17 protein-coding genes are annotated in these 18,645 nt (G+C 41.8%); 12 read left to right on the top strand and 5 right to left on the bottom strand.

The features are described 5' to 3' along the window. The first annotated feature begins 3 nt into the window (after positions 1 to 3). Positions 4 to 786 carry an ABC transporter permease gene (locus AAC855_RS17795; RefSeq protein ID WP_340611361.1) on the top strand — a complete coding sequence of 261 codons (783 nt, stop codon included), beginning with the start codon at positions 4 to 6 and terminating at the stop codon, positions 784 to 786. 275 nt (positions 787 to 1,061) lie between these two features. Here the strand turns inward: AAC855_RS17795 and AAC855_RS17790 are convergent, their stop codons facing one another. The 4 genes from AAC855_RS17790 to AAC855_RS17775 form a co-directional block, all read right to left on the bottom strand. Further along, positions 1,062 to 2,522, bottom strand: a complete 1,461-nt coding sequence (locus AAC855_RS17790) for a carboxypeptidase M32 (protein ID WP_340611360.1) — start codon at positions 2,520 to 2,522, stop codon at positions 1,062 to 1,064. After that, positions 2,523 to 3,668: an outer membrane protein assembly factor BamB family protein gene (locus tag AAC855_RS17785; RefSeq protein WP_340611358.1), complete on the bottom strand. Its 1,146-nt coding sequence runs from the start codon at positions 3,666 to 3,668 to the stop codon at positions 2,523 to 2,525. It lies immediately after the preceding gene. Positions 3,669 to 3,733: 65 nt separating this feature from the next. Beyond that, positions 3,734 to 4,405, bottom strand: coding sequence for an arsenical resistance protein ArsH (gene arsH / locus AAC855_RS17780; protein WP_340611357.1), 672 nt, complete (start codon positions 4,403 to 4,405; stop codon positions 3,734 to 3,736). A gap of 27 nt (positions 4,406 to 4,432) precedes the next feature. After that, the gene (locus tag AAC855_RS17775) at positions 4,433 to 5,812 is read right to left on the bottom strand and encodes an amidase (RefSeq protein ID WP_340611355.1); all 1,380 of its coding nucleotides are present in this window, start codon (positions 5,810 to 5,812) and stop codon (positions 4,433 to 4,435) included. 436 nt (positions 5,813 to 6,248) lie between these two features. On the opposite strand from AAC855_RS17775, the gene AAC855_RS17770 reads away from it, so the two are divergent. After that, positions 6,249 to 7,433, top strand: a complete 1,185-nt coding sequence (locus tag AAC855_RS17770; RefSeq protein ID WP_340611354.1) for a Tle-like phospholipase domain-containing protein — start codon at positions 6,249 to 6,251, stop codon at positions 7,431 to 7,433. 84 nt (positions 7,434 to 7,517) lie between these two features. Here AAC855_RS17770 and srmB read toward each other — a convergent pair whose 3' ends face one another. Beyond that, a complete protein-coding gene (gene srmB, locus AAC855_RS17765; protein WP_340611384.1) occupies positions 7,518 to 8,858 on the bottom strand; it encodes an ATP-dependent RNA helicase SrmB in 1,341 nt (446 codons plus the stop codon). Positions 8,859 to 9,018: 160 nt separating this feature from the next. On the opposite strand from srmB, the gene trmN reads away from it, so the two are divergent. From trmN to recO, 10 genes are all read left to right on the top strand, one after another. Then, a complete protein-coding gene (trmN, locus tag AAC855_RS17760) occupies positions 9,019 to 9,759 on the top strand; it encodes a tRNA(1)(Val) (adenine(37)-N(6))-methyltransferase TrmN (RefSeq protein ID WP_340611352.1) in 741 nt (246 codons plus the stop codon). Between the two features lie 289 nt (positions 9,760 to 10,048). Then, on the top strand, positions 10,049 to 10,624 hold the full coding sequence (rpoE, locus tag AAC855_RS17755; protein WP_099110645.1) for an RNA polymerase sigma factor RpoE: 576 nt from the start codon (positions 10,049 to 10,051) through the stop codon (positions 10,622 to 10,624). A 70-nt stretch (positions 10,625 to 10,694) separates the two neighbouring features. Further along, entirely contained in the window at positions 10,695 to 11,348 is a 654-nt protein-coding gene (gene rseA, locus AAC855_RS17750) for an anti-sigma-E factor RseA (RefSeq protein ID WP_340611351.1), read from the top strand. Between the two features lie 4 nt (positions 11,349 to 11,352). After that, entirely contained in the window at positions 11,353 to 12,309 is a 957-nt protein-coding gene (rseB, locus tag AAC855_RS17745) for a sigma-E factor regulatory protein RseB (protein ID WP_340611350.1), read from the top strand. Beyond that, the gene (gene rseC / locus AAC855_RS17740; protein WP_340611349.1) at positions 12,309 to 12,773 is read left to right on the top strand and encodes a SoxR-reducing system protein RseC; all 465 of its coding nucleotides are present in this window, start codon (positions 12,309 to 12,311) and stop codon (positions 12,771 to 12,773) included. The genes rseB and rseC overlap by 1 nt, the downstream gene beginning before the upstream one ends. A gap of 358 nt (positions 12,774 to 13,131) precedes the next feature. Further along, positions 13,132 to 14,925 carry a translation elongation factor 4 gene (gene lepA, locus AAC855_RS17735; protein WP_340611348.1) on the top strand — a complete coding sequence of 598 codons (1,794 nt, stop codon included), beginning with the start codon at positions 13,132 to 13,134 and terminating at the stop codon, positions 14,923 to 14,925. Between the two features lie 24 nt (positions 14,926 to 14,949). Continuing rightward, positions 14,950 to 15,924: a signal peptidase I gene (gene lepB, locus AAC855_RS17730; protein WP_340611346.1), complete on the top strand. Its 975-nt coding sequence runs from the start codon at positions 14,950 to 14,952 to the stop codon at positions 15,922 to 15,924. Positions 15,925 to 16,259: 335 nt separating this feature from the next. Beyond that, positions 16,260 to 16,940 (top strand): ribonuclease III, encoded by a 681-nt coding sequence (rnc, locus tag AAC855_RS17725; protein WP_340611344.1) that lies wholly within the window; start codon positions 16,260 to 16,262, stop codon positions 16,938 to 16,940. Further along, positions 16,937 to 17,842, top strand: coding sequence for a GTPase Era (gene era / locus AAC855_RS17720; RefSeq protein ID WP_099121890.1), 906 nt, complete (start codon positions 16,937 to 16,939; stop codon positions 17,840 to 17,842). The genes rnc and era overlap by 4 nt, the downstream gene beginning before the upstream one ends. A gap of 8 nt (positions 17,843 to 17,850) precedes the next feature. After that, on the top strand, positions 17,851 to 18,582 hold the full coding sequence (recO, locus tag AAC855_RS17715) for a DNA repair protein RecO (RefSeq protein ID WP_340611342.1): 732 nt from the start codon (positions 17,851 to 17,853) through the stop codon (positions 18,580 to 18,582). Positions 18,583 to 18,645: the final 63 nt, after the last annotated feature.

The raw sequence follows: 18,645 nt of genomic DNA, 5'->3' as shown, positions 1-18,645 counted from the left end.
GTAATGAGATACGTTTTATTATTTTTAGTCTTATTAAGACATTCTTTTTTATTGGAGTTTGAATTTCGTTTAAATGCGATAGTAAATTTAATTAACTCCAGCCTTTCTTGCCTGCTGGCACTATTAGTGCTGACTGGTTTTTTTGGGCAGGTATCTCAGGTCGGAGGCTGGACTTACTATCAGATGGTCGCTTTGTTGGGAGTGACACTTATTATCGAATCTTTTATTGATAGTTGGCTATTCCCAAGTGTTCATTCACTTTCTGAATATATCAGGCGCGGGGATCTGGACCTAATTATTATTCGTCCTGTTGATACTCAGTTTTTTATTAGTTTTCATCGTTTTAATGTTTGGGATGGCGCTAATTTTATTGTTGGTTATATAGTTGTGTTATTCGCAATGTATCAGCAGGATGCATTAACTGGATGGAATTTTTTACAATTTAATCTTGCTCTTCTATTAGGCTCTTGTGTTTTTTATTCCCTGTTTATGTGTTCAAATCTGATTGCTTTTTGGTTCACTAAAGTGTCAGATGTATGGGTTATTTGTTATTCACTAATGGATGTTGGGCGTTTTCCTGTCACTGCGTATCCAGGGGCTTTGCGATTTGCATTAAGTTTTTTATTGCCCGTTTTTTTTGTTAGTAATGTGCCTGCTCAGGCTGCATTAGGAATGTTAGACATGAAAACGTTATTGTTGGCATTTGTATATGCTATAGGTGCACTTATTTTTACTCGCTTATTCTGGCTGAAAGCCATTTCAAAATATAGTAGCGCAAGTAGTTAGTGTAATGATTGTTCTATACACTTCGCCTTTCAAGTTGCCTCTTTGTTGGCTGCACTCGTTCACTCCAGTCACATAGTTATCTATGCTCCTGAGAATGAACTCCCTTGCTGCCGCGTTGCATCTTGAAATCCATTATGTATATATAAAATGTCATGTTATTTTTAATATCACCCTGAAATAAAGTTAGGGTGATATTATATAATTTCTGACATTCTTATATGCTATTCACGTAAAAATAATTTATATAAAAAGTTATTTTGGTAAGTTATTTCACTTCATTCTAATCTTTTCTTTAAACTATTAATGAAGTCATCAGCATTTAATGGTTTCCCACAACTTGATATAATAAGATCTTCAAATTCAAAATAAGAGCTTTTTTTGTATATTTTATGGTTAAGCCATTTTTGTACCTTTTTAAACTTACCTTGGTTTATTTCATCTTTAATGAAAATTTCTTCTTGTGCTTTATTAAATAATTGAGAGGCAATCACGCTCCCAACTAAATAACATGGGAAATAGCCAAAATAGCCTATTACCCAGTGGATATCTTGCCAGGGGCCTTCATGAATAGATGGTGTTATTCCAAGATATAAGTTATATAATTCGCACCATCTATTATTTAAGTCTTTTACCGATAACTCACCGGAAATTAACGATTTTTCTATCTTATATCTAATAAGAATATGTGCTGGGTAAGTAAAATCGTCAGCGCTAACGCGTATGCCACTTCTTTTTATTGTATTGAAGTAACGAAGCAAATTTTCTTTATTGAAATGATTAAAATACCCAAATTGTTTTGTGAGTTTTTTTGATAGATACTCCAGATATTCGGTTGAATGACCAATTTGTTTTTCAAATAAAAGAGCAATCCCTTCGTGAATACACATTCCTCTTGAATCACTTACCGGCTGACCACTAAATTGTTTTGGTAACCGGCTTTCATAAGAGGCATGCCCCACTTCATGCATAATTGCTGAAATACTCAAGATAATATTATCTGGTTTGAAATAACTACCAATTCTAATATCACCGGCTATTCCTCCAGTAAAAGGATGGATGCTTTCATCAAATCTTCCTGTAGTGAAATCAAATTCCATTTCTGACATTAGCTGTTTTGCAAATTTTTTTTGCTGATCTTTAGGTATTTTCGGCCAGCTGTTTTTTTCATCTTTCAGGTTATTTCTTATCGATGTTAGATCGGTTGTGAATGATTCTATTTGATTGAATATAGGTTTAATTGAGTGATCTCTGAGCCCTGGCTGGTGTTGTTCTAACAGCGCATCATAAGCGCTTATACCTAAATTATCTCCAAGTGAATATGCCATTTCTCTTGTCAGTGAAATTAATTCTGCAAAGCTTTTTTCAAGAGATTTCTGCTCAGTCTGATTAGCTTGGGTATACCAAGCTTTTTCACATTTAATGGTTGCCTGTGCAAGCTGATTAACTAAGTTTACCGGTACTTTTGTTGCCATAGTGTGTAATCGGCATATTTCTCTTATATTGGCTTTTTGCCAATCATTAAGCATATTGGTATCAATGTAATTTAGCAGTTCAGTGATTTCCTCGCTTGCCAATATTTCATGTTGCATAGTACTGAGTAGCGATATTTGCTCTGCTCTTAATAGATGGCTGTGTTTAGGCATCATTGTTCTGCTATCCCAATGGAGGATCATGCTGGTGCCATACAGTAAGCTCCATTTTTCCATTAACTTTTCTAATTTTTTATAATATTTCATTTAGACATTATCCCATTTATATATATATACCTTGTTCCAATGCGAACCGGCAATTAAATATCTTTCTTCAATAATTAGTGGTGATGAATGTATTCCTGTGGGAGCTGTAATTTTCCAGCGGAACTCTCCATTTTGATAATTATGGCAATGTATTGATTCAGAAAAATGGTCAGGGTCTTCAGTCGTTCCCATAAATATCGGATCCCCATTGGGAAGAGAAGAAAACGGAGTATACACAAAACGAGTTCCTACATGGTATTTCCATAAAACTTCAGTGGTTAAAAGATCAATGCCATAAATATTTTTATCATCACTGCCTATTGTTGCTATATGATGATATCCAATAGACGGACAGGAAACGACAAATCCTCCTGTTTGATGTGTTGCGCGTATTTCACCTGTTGTAATATCAAAAATGATAATCTGACCATTTTCTTCCGTGCCTATGATACCTGTGTTAATGCTGTAATCTAGGGCTGCGCTACCTTCAAATCGTCCTTCATTAACAATTTCCCAAACGGTATTTCCGTATTGATCAAGGCAAATTAATGTCTTGTTAGTTCCAAAAATAATATTTCCTTCAGCATCTAAAGCCGGCGAACTATAAATATCATCAATAACGTCTTGTTCAAAATCTCGTTTCCATATTAATTCACCATTATTGATATCGATAGCATACATAGAATGATCATAACTTCCAGCATAAACAAGGCCATTTTTTTCATCTATTGTCGGTGTAGAATGAAAAGAATCATAAGCATTGAATTGCCATAGATAATCCCCGTAAGCGGAGATCATTTTCAAAGTAGAATCTTCTCCTCCGATAATAAAATCCCCGTCTTTTGTTACTGCCGGGGAACTATAAATAGGGGCATTTGTTTTTAATCGCCAAACCTGTTGTAATGTTTTTAGGTGATAACAATAAATATATCCGTCATAACAACTGACGATGAAATTATTATTTCCAACATCACCAGGTATGCTCCATATTCGTTCATTAAAATTTAACTCACCGCATAATTTAGGTGGCTTTGTATAATCATATAGGATGGCTGACCATTTTTTTTTAACACTCCTTAATGATTGTTTGTTTTTATACCATGTATTTTTTAGATGGAAGTTGAATTCAGTGTGGTTATATATCATTATTTTTCCTTATATGAGGATATTAACCTTATTCAAAGGGGATGGTGCTAAGTAATAATGCTTTATTATTTATAGCGTTCTGAATATCTATCTAAAAAATATTGACGTTTATCACGCAGTATTAAAGTAAATTTGAGTAGCTCTTCCATAACATCGACAAGCCTATCATAGTAAGGCGACGCTCTCATGCGGCTATTTTCTTCAAATTCTGAAAAAGCCTGAGGTACAGATAGATGATTAGGAATAGTAAACATTTTCATATATCTACCTATCGTTCTTAATTGATTAACCACGTTGAAAGATTGAGCTCCCCCGTTCACTTGCAGTACTGCTAATGTCTTACCTTGTGTGGGGCATAAAAGAGTTTCTTCCAGCGTTATCCAGTCTAATTGTGATTTGAATACGGCGCTGATAGAGCCATGATGTTCTGGAGAGCACCAGACTTGACCTTCTGACCATTGCATTAATTTTTGTAATTCAACGACCTTATAGTAGGAGTCAGTCGTCGTGTCAGGTAAGGGAAGGTGGTAGGGGGTAAAAATTTTGGTTTCTGCTCCCAGAGAATCGAGTAAAAGAGCTGCTTCCTGAATAAGTAAGCGACTGAAAGAAGGTGTTCTATTAGAGCCATATAGAAGTAAAATACGTGCTTTATGTGAAAATTTTTTTTGTTTATCCGAGAAAGATAAAGATGTGATATCGGGTAACTCATGGGTTAAACTTGGTAAAATATTTTCCATGTAATTTTTCCAAAAAATTTGATTGAATTAAATTTGTGGATTGAGCCTGTGCCAGTGAGTAACTTGCTGATAAGCCCAGCCAGCTTGTATCATCGTCATTTCATCAAAATGTGGCGCAACGATTTGAAACGCAACCGGCGTACCGAGTTCCGTTCTTCCGCAGGGTAATGTGATGGAAGGATGGCCGGTCAAATTGAATACACTGGTATAACGGGACATATCATCCCCTTGCCCTAAGATTTTCATTGTTTCACAGGTCAGCTCCGCAATTGCTATTACGGGCGAGAAGATAACGTCAACAGATTCGAAAATACCGTTGATATTTCCTCTAAGGTTTGCTCTATTCAGTCTCAATTTTTGATAATCCAGTGCATGAACACGGTGCCCCAGATCTAATAACTCCGCTAGGCCGGAGCCATGCTGCATTCTCATGGACGGAAAGGTTTTTTCATGGGCCACAACCGCTTCAATTGCACACATTGGATTCCAGTCATGTGCAACTTGATTAGTATCCGGCATTCTGATATTTACGATTTCCGCACCCAGTTCGGTAAAGTGGTTAAGTGCTTTGGTCAGCGCTATGCGGGTTGGGTTATCAATTTGGTCGAGAGCCCAGCGAGTATCGATGCCGATGCGCATGTTACGCACACCCCGGGTCATTAGTGCCAGATAATCTGGTACAGGGAGGGTACTGGATGTTGGATCTTTCGGATCACGTCCTGCAATAGCCTGTAGCATAGCGGCTGCATCGGCTACATTCCTGGTCATTGGACCAATGCTGTCCATCGAAGCAGCCAATTCAACTGCGCCATAACGACTGACGCGCCCCCAAGTGGGTTTTATGCCTGTAATGCCGTTGATAGCGGAAGGGAAACGAATGGAGCCCCCCGTATCCGTCCCGATAGAGCCATAGCAAAGCCCTGCCGCAGTTGCAACACCTGAACCACTGGAAGAAGCTCCGGACCAGAGTTGTTTGTTCCACGGATTAATGGGCGGCGTCACTTGTACATGGTGATCGAAAAGTGCGCCTTCAGTTTGAATAAGTTTGCCAAGCAGTACAGCCCCTGCCGTATGCAATCGTTCAACTACAGTGGCATTTTCCTTTGGGATAAATGGATTGAAAGGCATGCCGTTTGTGACTACTACATCTTTAGTCCATAGTAGATCCTTTACTGCAATGGGAACTCCGTGAAGTGGCCCACGAAACTCGCCGCGCGCAATTTCTTCGTCGGCAGTTTGCGCTTCCATTAGCGCGGATTCTTCCATCACAATAAAGTAACTATGAAGAGATTGATCAATATGAGTAATACGCTTAAGCAGTTTCCGCGTGACCTCTTTTGAAGAAACCTCTCGTGATTGAATACGTCGGCCTATTGTCAGTAGATCCTGGTAATGCAATTCATCCATATTAGATTCCTGTCTGATAGCTGCATTTTTATTTGTTTACTTTATTTATTCATTTTAGTTGCGTTAAGATTGACGGATAGCAGATCACATTAATTAATTTAAAGAATAATGCTAATTTTTCACGGTGAGACTGAGACAACCTGTAGTTCGATATATAGAAAAGGTGGTTGAAATACCATCATTTTTTTTATAATGGGGTATGTAAGATATGACAAATTGCATAAAACAAATACCCTCTAAGCATATCAGGACAGCCATTTTAGATTTTTAGTGGCGGAAGATATGATTGGACTGTGATTTTATGAAAGGATGCGATATAGAATAATCAATCAATTGTTAATAAAAAGATAATTTTGATATAAAAATGTTAATCATTCTGCCGATAGATGATCTAGGTCAGTCTGTTATGTCTAACTTAAATCGGTAGGAGTATTTTATGACTTTGGTGACAAATATCAGTTTATTGAGCAAGTTGGGGGCTATCCCTCTACAGGGAAATCAGGCAACTCTTCAGTCAACCTCTGCTGGCAGTACACTTCTGGATAAAGATAAACAACTTTCTTCCGCTATAACTTCCCGTTCAGAAAATACCAAACAAGCTGATTCGCTCTACCAATCATTGATAACGGCTTCTCAAAACAGAGTTATGGATACACCTGAATTAAAAGCTAATGATATTGCAGGAAAATATTCGAAACGGATTGATTATGAACTGGCTCAGGTGACTCGCGATGTTTACCGTCGAAATAGTTTTGGCATTGGGGACTATGTGCACGTGTCAGATGAAGAGCTGGTTAAGGCGGGTATTGATCCTGATACTTTGGATGATCGTTCCACCGGGTTTCAGGCAGGGGTCTACCGAAATAAGGGGTTGTATATTGTGTCATTTACCGGCTCAAACGAAATAAAGGATTTTATGGCGAGTATTCGTCAGGGGCTTGGATACAATGAAGCACAATATAATCAGGCGGTAGATCTGGCAAAATCAGCATTAAAAGCATTTGGTGAGAATGTTATTTTTACCGGGCATTCCATGGGGGGAGGGCTGGCATCAATGGCCGCACTGACAACAGGAAAGCCTGCGGTTACCTTTAATTCTGCCGGTGTTTCAGACTGGACATTGAAACGAATGGGGTGGTCGCCGGGAGCGGGTCGTGAAATAGCAGAACAGGGATTAATCCGGAATTATATTGTTGAACATGACTGGTTGGATAATTTACAAAAAGCACTACCCATTCCTCAGCCCATGGGAAATCAGATCCTTCTTGAATATGAATACGAGCCGGAAAATTTCATCGATTCGATTGTGCGCTATAGTTATGCGTTACATTCATTCAAGGCTCATTTTTTGGAAGCCGTACAGGAATTAATGGTTATTCATCAGCCGTGGCAAGGGAAAGAAGATAATAAAGAATATGGGAAAGAAAGTGTGATGATGGCTGCTGCGGGTAACGATATCAAAGATAATATCATCGCTTCAAATAACGCGTCATCACTGCAAACTTGGGCGGTAGATATGAGTGATGATGAACTGGGTGTTTTATTCAGCCAATCCTACCAACACACTAATTTACAGCCGCAATTAAATAAGGAAAAAGTGGAAAAATATTATTCAGCTTAATTGTTTGTCTTTTTATTAAGAATTAATGCGTTGAGAACAATATTGATAACAAGCGGGCAAATAGCCCGCTTATACCAAGATAGGTTAATTGTCAGTGGATTCTGGCAATTCTGGTCTCGGGTTTCCTGAAGGAGCGCGGCGTTTTCCGATGTTTTTGCTGTCACGATGACGCACTTTTACCCGGCTTTTCTTCGACTCTTCTGTTTTTTTCTTTTCTTTACGCTTTGCCAGTACTTTCTTGGATGGCTTATAGCTTTTACTCTCACTTGGCGCTTTGGTTTGTGGACGAAGTTCGTCAACAACCCGTACTTTCAGTGGCTCCTGAAGATAGCGACTGATTTTTCCAAGTAATGGATGGTCATGGGACTCAATCAGCGCAATTGCGGTTCCTTTGCGGCCAGCACGGGCAGTCCGGCCAATCCGGTGCAGGTAAACATCCGCTGTGCGTGGTAAATCAAAGTTAAAAACGTGGCTGATGTTTTCGATATCCAGCCCGCGGGAAGCAACATCGGTTGCAACCAGTACCTTAACCCGGCCATCATTCAGGCGCTTCACGGCGTCTGTTCGTTTAGCCTGAACCATTTCGCCTTCAAGGAAGCTGGACTGAATACCGGCCTGATGCAGCCATTCAACCAATTCGCGGACACGCTCCCGTTTACGCACAAAAACAATTGATTTTGTCACGTCTTCTTGTTTCAGCAGGTGGCATAACAAGGCTGTTTTGTGTGCCAGATTGTCAGCACGATAATAAAATTGCTGGATTTTCTTACGCTCACGACGTGAAGGTTCTGCATCGATCTCAACAGGATCTGTCAGCAGGCGTACCGCAAAATCACGAATACTTTCACCTTCCAGTGTTGCGGAAAATAACATGGTTTGTTTACGCCAGCGGGTTTCTCCGGCAATCGTCTCAACGTCATTGGCAAAACCCATATCCAACATGCGATCGGCTTCATCAAGGATGAGAGTTTCTACTGCACGACAGTCAAAGTTTTCTTCTTTGATATATTGCAGCAGACGCCCTGTAGTTGCGACGACAATGTCCTGATTCTCACTGAACACTTCTGCATGATTCATGTAGGCTACACCACCAGTGATTGTGGCAATATCCAGATGAGTATGCGCAGCCATCTCTTTGGCTTGTTCTGCAACCTGCATCGCCAGTTCACGGGTTGGTGTTAAAATCAAAATACGTGGTGGCCCTGATTTCTTACGTGGGAAATCCAGCAAATGCTGTATAGCCGGTAGCAGGTAGGCAGCTGTTTTGCCTGTCCCCGTTGGTGCAGAACCTAATACATCCCGCCCGTCCATGGCCGCAGGAATGGCTGCCGCCTGAATTGCGGTCGGGCGTTCATAGCCTTTATCATTTAATGCATCAAGCAGGCATTCATCAAGTTCGAATTCGGAAAAGTTTGTCGCAGTCATCATATACCTCTGTTTGGGGCGCTGATTATAAACAGGTTAGGCTGATTCTTCACCCTATAACATGCATCAGTGATAAAAGTATCAGGCGTGCGTGTGGCTTTTATCCTCGAGTCATAAGATTTATGCTATGAAGAACTTTGGTTTTCAATAGATATAATTCATGACGTTAATACACAAAACTACATTGCGGCGCGGTGGTTTCACATTCAAACAATTTTTTGTCGGGCATGATAAATGTGCCATGAAAGTCGGGACTGATGGCGTGTTACTGGGGGCATGGGCACCGGTAGATAATAGAAAAAATTGTCTGGATATCGGGTGTGGCAGTGGACTGATTGCACTGATGATAGCTCAGAGAGCCGGAAACGATACAGTTATTGATGCTGTGGAGCTGGACGAAGATGCTGCAATGCAGGCTATTGAAAATATCGATCAATCCCCGTGGCCTGACCGCATCAGGGTGTGGCGGCAGGATATTCATGATTTCGCTGAGAACAGTGAGCGCCGGTATGACTTGATTGTGAGTAACCCTCCCTATTTCGAACCTGCAATTGCCTGTCGTAATGAGGCCCGTAATCAGGCGCGTTATACCGAAGCACTGACTCATCAAGGGTTATTGGACTGTGTTGAACAACTAATTACCCCCGAAGGGTTATTTTGTGTAGTGCTTCCTTACGGGATTGGCGAGATCTTCGAAAAAATGGCGATAGAATGTGGTTGGTTTCCCCATTATCGGCTCAATATTCGTGATAGGCTGGATAAGCCGTTACATCGTTTATTGTTGGGATTATCCCGGCAGAGGCAGGAAGTACAGGTTAGTGAACTGATGATCCGTGCTGCTGATGGCGCATATTCAAACGAATTTCAGCAGTTAGTGAAAGATTTTTATCTTTATTATTGATAGGGTTATCGTTAATAAAAACCTTAAATTTTTTACGGAAGATTGGGATAAATCTTTCTGTTTTTCATAATCTAAAATCGAGTGAGCCACTGAATAGAGGCTATGATTTGTACTATAAATAAAAAGTGCAATGCAGAATAATCGGTGGTTGTAACACAAAATTACAATCAAAGTTGAACTTCACATGTAATGAACACTCAAAGGTGATGCTTGTTCGAGTAGCAAAGTGTCATGACTGGTGTAATGTAAGTGTAAATGTGGAGTTTTACCTCAGGAGAGTGAGCCTCGGATGAGCGAGCAGTTAACGGATCAAATGCTGGTCGAGCGAGTACAAAAAGGCGACCAAAAAGCGTTTAATTTGCTGGTAATCAGATACCAGCACAAAGTGGCGAGCTTAATTGCCCGTTACGTACCTCAAGGCGATGTTCCTGATGTTGCACAAGAGGTATTTATCAAAACCTATCGGGCACTGTCTTCTTTTCGGGGTGATAGTGCTTTTTATACGTGGTTGTACCGTATTGCCGTTAATACTGCGAAGAATTATTTAGTTGCTCAGGGGCGTCGTCCACCATCCAATGATCTGGATGCTAATGATGCAGAAAATTACGATACGTCAAGTTCATTAAAAGAAATTTCGAACCCTGAGAACTTAATGTTGTCTGAAGAATTAAAGAAAGTGGTATTTCGTACCATTGAATCACTGCCAGAAGATTTACGGATAGCAATTACGCTTCGGGAACTTGATGGCCTGAGCTATGAGGAAATAGCCGTCATTATGGATTGTCCTGTGGGTACTGTTCGTTCGCGAATCTTTCGTGCAAGGGAAGCCATCGACAATAAAGTTCAACCCCTGATCCAGCAGTAAGCAGTAGTGGAAGCACCAGCAGCAGTGGAAACAGTAGTAGTGGAACAAAATAATATTGAAGGGTACTGGCATGCAAAGAGAGAAACTTTCCGCGTTAATGGATGGAGAAGCTCTTGATAGTGAAATCGTTCGTTTAATCTCTGAAGATGCTGAAATGCAGAAACAGTGGGAAAGATATCACCTCATCCGGGATACATTACATGGTGATGTAGGTGAGGTGTTACATTTGGATATCGCTAGTCAAGTGGCACAGGCGCTTGAAAAAGAACCTGTCCATATCAATCCAGCAGCTGTTCCGGAATCTCAGCCAAAACCTGATACGTGGCAGAAATTGCCGTTCTGGCATAAACTCCGCCCGTTAGTGACCCGGCCTTGGGCTAGTCAGATCACTCAGGTTGGTGTTGCGGCTTGTGTGTCAATGGCAGTTATCATCGGTGTTCAGCAATATAATGGGTCTGACATTGATGCTCAGCTTGATAACCCGGTCTTCAATACATTACCGGTGATGGGTTCTGCTTCACCTGTTGGGTTATCGGTTCCCGCTGAACATGATGCTTTTGGTGGTGACTTGAGTACGCAGGTGCGGGAAAGTAATAAGCGTATTGATGCAATGTTGCAGCAATATGAACTTTTCCGGCGTATTAATGCAGAAAATGAACAAGGGTTGCCGGAGGTTAACGCAACACATTCAGGAGAACAAAGACCTGTAATCTCAAATAAGTAATAAAATGAAATACACTGTTTTTTTCATTTTCTTATTCGGGAGCTTCCTGAATTCCTCAAAAGCCTCGGTTCAGCAAAACAGCACCGAGGCTTTGTTACAGGGTATGGGGCATTCCGTACAGACTTTGCCTTATGAACTCGCTTTTATTAACCTGAGCCAACAATTTATTATTCCTCTGCGTTATCGTCACGTGATCATTGGTGATCAGCCCATCGCACAACTTATTCAAATGGATAATACGCGCCGTGAGATTATTCAGCGTGGTGATCAGATAAGCTATTACGAATCAGGTTTAGATTCATTTAGCTTGCGTGGTGATCATATCGTGGATTACCTGCCACCGATCATTTTTGCTGATTTTTCTCAAATACAGAAATTCTATAATTTCATTGATGCAGGTTCGACTCATGTTGGTGATCGTCCTGTCTATTTCGTGCGTATAATATCCAAAGATAACGATCGTTATAATTATAATTTATTGATAGACAAAAAAAGTTATCTGCCTTTGCTGATTGAGTTATTTGATCAGGAAAAAATGGTGGTTGTTGAACAGTTCCGTGTTATATCCTCAAGGGTGAATAACGATATAAAGCAGGAATTGAATGCCATTGTAGATTTGAAATTGCCACCGATGTTAGTTATTCCAAAAGCTGAAAAAGTGGAATTTAACTGGAAAGTTAGTAAGTTGCCTGAAGGTTTTCGGGAAGTTTCCCGTAACCGGAGTCGATTATCAAAGACAGAATTATTGGAATCCATTATGTACAGTGATGGGTTATTTAGTTTTTCTGTAAATGTGGTAAATACTGGCGTAAAAGCCGCTGATGAACCACTGTATCGACAGGGGCGACGAACAGTTTATACTGTGTCGAATGGCAGGCACTGCATTTCTGTTATTGGCGAATTACCCTTCGCCACAATTAAACAGATTGCCGGAAGTGTCACATTTACGGGGGATAACTGATGGTTAAAGAATGGGCAACGGTTGTCCGTTGGCAGCAAGGCCGGGCAGTATTGCGTTATGGCTCCTCTTCGGGTTGTGGCAGCTGTCAGGCAAAAACAGCTTGTGGGTCGTATTTGCTGGAAAAACTGGGGCCGGAAAATATCCACCAACTGGAGTTGGAGGTTGCTCAACCACTTCAGCCGGGGCAAAAAGTCGAAGTTGGTATTCCGGAAAGTAGTTTATTACGTTCCGCTATGCTGGTTTATTTAACCCCATTATTAGGTCTGTTTTTAGGTGGGTTGTTCTGTCAATACTGGACGGCTGAGCAGTTATGGGTATGTGTAGGTGGTATTGCTGGTGGTTTAGCCGGTTTTGCTTTCGCCCGTAAAATTGCTGCATATTGGGATAATCAGCAGGCGTATCAACCCGTTGTGTTACAAATTGGTTTACCTCCCGATACGATTAAGGTTCTACATCAGGAATAATCTGTTTTACCATAATCGCTTTCACGATTTATTACGAATATTTTCACTTTCTGGTCATACTGTATGGGTTATACCCAATAGATTTCAAGTTACATCGCGGCAGCAAGAGAATGAATCCTCAGAAGTATAGACAACTATATGACTGGGATGAATGAGCGTAGCCAACAAAGAGGCGGCTTGAAAGATGAAGGGTATAGGTTGAAAACCGTAGGCATGACTAGGTTTTCATAGTGTTGACATGTAGAATACGGCTTTTCAGGCCAATGGCCAAACCCGTATCTAATAAACGTCGCTTTATGTCCATCAGTGTGTCCATAGGCGAATGATTCAGAAATATTAAGGCAAAAAAGATTTAATAATGAAGCAAATAAGAAATTTCTCCATTATCGCCCACATTGACCATGGTAAGTCCACGCTATCTGACCGGATTATTCAAATCTGTGGTGGGTTATCAGACCGCGAAATGGCAGCGCAAGTACTGGATTCAATGGATCTTGAACGTGAGCGTGGTATCACTATTAAGGCGCAGAGTGTGACCCTTGATTATAAGGCACATGACGGAAACGTTTATCAATTAAACTTTATCGACACCCCGGGGCATGTTGACTTCTCCTATGAAGTTTCCCGCTCTTTGGCTGCCTGTGAAGGTGCTTTGCTGGTTGTGGATGCAGGGCAGGGTGTTGAAGCTCAGACGTTGGCTAACTGCTATACTGCGATGGAAATGGATCTGGAAGTGGTTCCGGTTCTGAACAAAATTGACCTGCCAGCCGCAGAGCCAGAGCGTGTGGCAGAAGAAATTGAAGATATCGTTGGCATTGATGCAACAGATGCCGTTCGTTGTTCTGCAAAAACCGGTGTGGGTGTACAGGATGTTATTGAGCGTTTGGTCAAGGAGATTCCAGCACCTGAAGGTGATCCTGAAGCCCCATTACAGGCATTGATTATCGACTCATGGTTCGATAACTATCTGGGCGTTGTCTCACTTGTGCGTATTAAGAATGGTACGCTGCGTAAAGGCGACAAAATCAAAGTAATGAGCACAGGTCAGGTTTATAACGCTGATCGTTTAGGTATTTTCACACCGAAGCGTATTGACCGTGATGTATTAAATTGCGGCGAAGTAGGCTGGTTGGTCTGTGCGATTAAAGATATCCTTGGTGCACCTGTCGGTGATACGTTAACAACCGCGCGTCATCCGGCAGAAAAAGCATTACCGGGTTTCAAAAAAGTCAAACCTCAGGTTTATGCGGGATTGTTCCCTATCAGCTCTGACGACTATGAAGCATTCCGGGATGCTTTGGGTAAACTGAGTCTGAACGATGCTTCTTTATTCTATGAGCCAGAAAGCTCTACTGCTTTGGGCTTTGGCTTCCGTTGTGGTTTCCTCGGCTTGTTGCACATGGAGATCATTCAGGAGCGTCTGGAGCGTGAATATAATCTGGATTTGATCACTACTGCACCAACAGTTGTTTATGAAGTCGAGACAACCAGTGATGAAGTCATTTATGTGGATAGCCCATCCAAGTTACCGCCATTAAACAATATTAAAGAACTGCGTGAACCTATTGCAGAATGTCACATGCTGTTGCCACAGGAATATCTCGGTAATGTCATTACACTCTGTATAGAAAAACGTGGTGTTCAGACCAATATGGTTTATCACGGTAATCAGGTTGCGCTGACATATGAAATCCCAATGGCTGAAGTCGTGCTGGATTTCTTTGACCGCCTGAAATCGACCTCACGTGGTTATGCGTCGCTGGACTATAACTTTGTTCGTTTCCAACATTCTGACATGGTACGTGTGGATGTGTTGATTAACGGTGAGCGTGTCGATGCTCTGGCGTTGATCACTCACCGTGATAACTCGCAATACCGTGGTCGTGAGCTGGTGGAAAAAATGAAGGAATTGATCCCTCGCCAGCAATTTGATATTGCAATTCAGGCAGCCATCGGCACCCATATTATCGCTCGTTCGACGGTTAAACAGTTACGTAAAAACGTATTGGCGAAATGTTATGGTGGTGATGTCAGCCGTAAGAAAAAGCTGTTGCAGAAACAGAAAGAAGGTAAAAAACGCATGAAGCAGGTTGGTAACGTTGAACTTCCTCAGGAAGCCTTCTTAGCAATTCTGCATGTCGGAAAAGATTAATTAACAAGGTCGTAAGGAGTCTAAATGGCTAACACTTTTGCCTTGATCTTAACGTTTGCAACGTTAATCACCGGGATTATCTGGTGTATAGATCGCTTTAAACTCGCCCCTGAGCGTAAGAGAAAACTGGCTCAGGCTCAGAAACAGGCTGCGGGCAACGAATCTCAGGAAGCTGCAATTAAAGAAATAAATAAGCCTACATGGGCTGAGACATTTGCATCTGTTTTTCCGGTGTTAGCCATTGTTTGGATCCTACGTTCATTTGTGTATGAACCTTTCCAGATCCCTTCCGGTTCAATGATGCCTACCCTGTTGATCGGGGATTTCATTCTGGTAGAAAAATTTGCCTATGGTTTGAAAGATCCGATCACACAAACCACCCTGATTAAAACCGGTGAGCCTAAACGTGGTGATATTGCTGTTTTCAAATATCCCGTAAACCCAAGTATCGATTTTGTAAAACGGGTGATTGGCTTACCCGGGGATAAGATTGTTTACAACTATTGGGATAAAGAACTTCAGATTTATCCCGGTTGTGGTTACGCTCAGAACTGTAAAGATATTCTCCCTATTACTTATGGGGATGTGTATCTCAGTGACTGGACTATCTCAGAAACGATAAAGAAAGACGGTACGATCGCTAATGAAGTGCATCAAATTCCTGTTGGGCAAACATTAGGCCCTCGCACTTTACGTCAAGGGGAGCGGGTTGAAACGTTGGGTGATGTTTCACACCATATTTTAACGCTTCCGCCACAACGTGAGCCGGAGTTTGTTCAGGAAGGTCAACCGGTAGGTACTTGGGTCGTCCCTAAAGGAGAGTATTTCATGATGGGTGATAATCGTGATAATAGCTCTGATAGCCGTTTCTGGGGATTTGTTCCGGAGAAGAATCTGGTCGGACGTGCAACCGCTATCTGGATTAGCTTTAATAAACAGGAAGGCGAGTGGCCAGACTGGCCGTGGGTACGTTTCAGCCGAATAGGCGGAATTCACTAATATTTATATATTAGCGAAGCATTAATTAATCTCTCAGTGTAGAATATTCTCTCAAACGAGATGACTGGCTTTCTGAAATGATTAACATTTTAGGAAGCCAGTGCAAACGCAACAGTTTTGTAAGGCATATCATTAAGATAGAAATCAAGTATACACAATGGATTTCAAGATACGTCGCGGCGGCAAGGGAGTAAATCCCCATGAGCATAGATAACTATGTGATTGAGGTAAACGAGCGCAGCCAACAAAGAGGCAACTTGAAAGACGCAGTGTATAGCCTCACAGGTCTGTTGCGTGTGCTTTTATTTGACGGATTCTAACTGAATTGGTAGCACATGAACTCCATAATAATGAACAGGTTACAGCGTAAGCTGGGATATACCTTTAAGCAGAATGATTTATTGCTTCAGGCGTTAACTCACCGTAGTGCCAGCAGTAAGCATAATGAACGTTTGGAATTTCTTGGCGACTCAATCCTGAGTTTTGTCATTGCTAACGCGCTTTATCACCGTTTTCCCCGGGTTGACGAAGGCGATATGAGCCGGATGCGTGCCACATTGGTGCGAGGTAATACACTGGCGGAACTTGCCAGAGAATTTGAACTGGGTGAATGTCTGCGTTTAGGGCCGGGCGAGTTAAAAAGTGGTGGTCATCGCCGTGAATCTATTTTAGCGGATAGCATTGAAGCCTTGATTGGCGGTATTTTTTTGGACAGCGATATTCAGACGGTTGAACAAATTGTACTGAATTGGTACGAAATTCGTCTGAATGAAATTAGTCCGGGTGATAAACAGAAAGATCCCAAAACGCGTTTACAGGAATATTTGCAAGGGCGCCATCTGCCGTTGCCATCATATCTGGTTGTTCAGGTTCGTGGGGAAGCACACGATCAGGAATTTACAATTCACTGTCAGGTCAGTGGATTTGAGCAGCCTGTCAGAGGAATAGGTTCCAGCCGTCGCAAGGCAGAACAGGCGGCTGCGGAACAAGCATTAAAACAACTGGAGCTTGAATGAGCAAAGAAAAAAACTATTGCGGATTCGTTGCAATAGTCGGACGACCCAACGTCGGTAAATCGACTTTATTGAATCAGTTACTGGGTCAAAAAGTCTCCATTACTTCCCGTAAACCTCAGACGACACGCCATCGTATTATGGGGATCCATACGGAAGGGGCTTATCAGACTATTTATGTTGATACCCCCGGTCTTCATATCGAAGAAAAGCGAGCAATTAACCGCCTGATGAACCGTGCTGCAAGCAGTTCAATCGGTGATGTAGAACTGGTCATTTTTGTTGTGGAAGGTACTCACTGGACACCGGATGACGAAATGGTTGTGAATAAACTGCGTGACCTGCGCTGCCCGGTTATGCTGGTTATCAATAAAGTGGATAACGTTACGGATAAAACCATTTTACTTCCGCATATCGGTTTTCTCAGTCAGCAAATGAATTTCATTGATGTTGTACCGATTAGTGCAGAAAAAGGCACGAATGTTGATACCATCGCTAAAATTGTGCGTGAGCGCATGCCGGAAGCGGAACACCATTTCCCCGAAGATTACATTACTGATCGCTCACAGCGTTTCATGGCATCCGAAATTATCCGTGAAAAACTGATGCGTTTTCTGGGTGAGGAATTGCCTTATTCCGTTACAGTTGAAATTGAACAATTTGTCACTAATGAGCGTGGAGGTTATACGATCCACGGCCTGATTCTGGTAGAGCGTGATGGCCAGAAAAAAATGGTCATTGGTAACAAAGGCAGCAAAATCAAAACAATCGGAACAGAAGCCCGTCAGGATATGGAAAAGCTGTTTGATGTTAAAGTGCATTTAGAACTTTGGGTCAAAGTGAAAGCGGGTTGGGCAGATGATGAGCGTGCTCTGCGTAGCCTTGGCTATATTGACGATTTATAAGGTTAATTGTGGACGGCTGGCAGAGAGCCTTCGTGCTTCATGGGCGCCCTTACAGTGAGACCAGTTTATTACTGGATTTTTTTACTGAACATGAAGGTCGAGTGCGTGTTTTAGCAAAGGGAGCACGTAGCCGCCGTTCTAATCTTAAAGGTTGTCTTCAGCCTTTTACCCCGCTACTGGTTCGCTGGAGTGGGCGGGGTGAAATCAAAACATTACGGGATGCCGAACCCGTCTCGTTAGCTCTTCCTTTAACCGGTAGCGTGTTATACAGCGGCCTGTACGTTAATGAGCTCTTATCCAGAGTCCTTGAACAGGGAACCGCCTATCCTGCTCTTTTCTTTGACTATCTCCAATGCTTGCAAGTCCTAGCTGCAAGTGAATTCACACCCGAATACGCCCTGCGCCGTTTTGAATTATCGGTGCTCAATAACATGGGGTATGGCGTGGATTACCTCCATTGTGCCGGCAGCGGTGAGCCTGTCACAGACACGATGACATACCGCTATCGAGAAGAAAAAGGGTTTATTGCCAGTCTGGTTGTTGATCACTACAGCTTTACTGGCAATGAATTAAAGGCACTGGCTGCGCGTGAATTTCCTGATCCGGCTACATTGAAGGCCGCCAAGCGATTTACTCGCATTGCCTTACAGCCTTATCTCGGGGGAAAACCGTTAAAGAGCCGTGAATTATTTCATCAATTTGTGCGCAGAAATACAGGTAACACAAACCAGAAAAATTAAAATGGGTTCGCTCTCAATAATGGGGAGTGAGTACGTTGTTTTATCTAATATATAATTGCAGGA

This window comes from Xenorhabdus bharatensis, from assembly GCF_037996705.1.
GTDB classification, from domain to species: domain Bacteria; phylum Pseudomonadota; class Gammaproteobacteria; order Enterobacterales; family Enterobacteriaceae; genus Xenorhabdus; species Xenorhabdus bharatensis.
The sequence above is the reverse complement of the archived record's forward strand: the minus strand, read 5'-3'. Positions and strand labels throughout refer to the sequence as shown.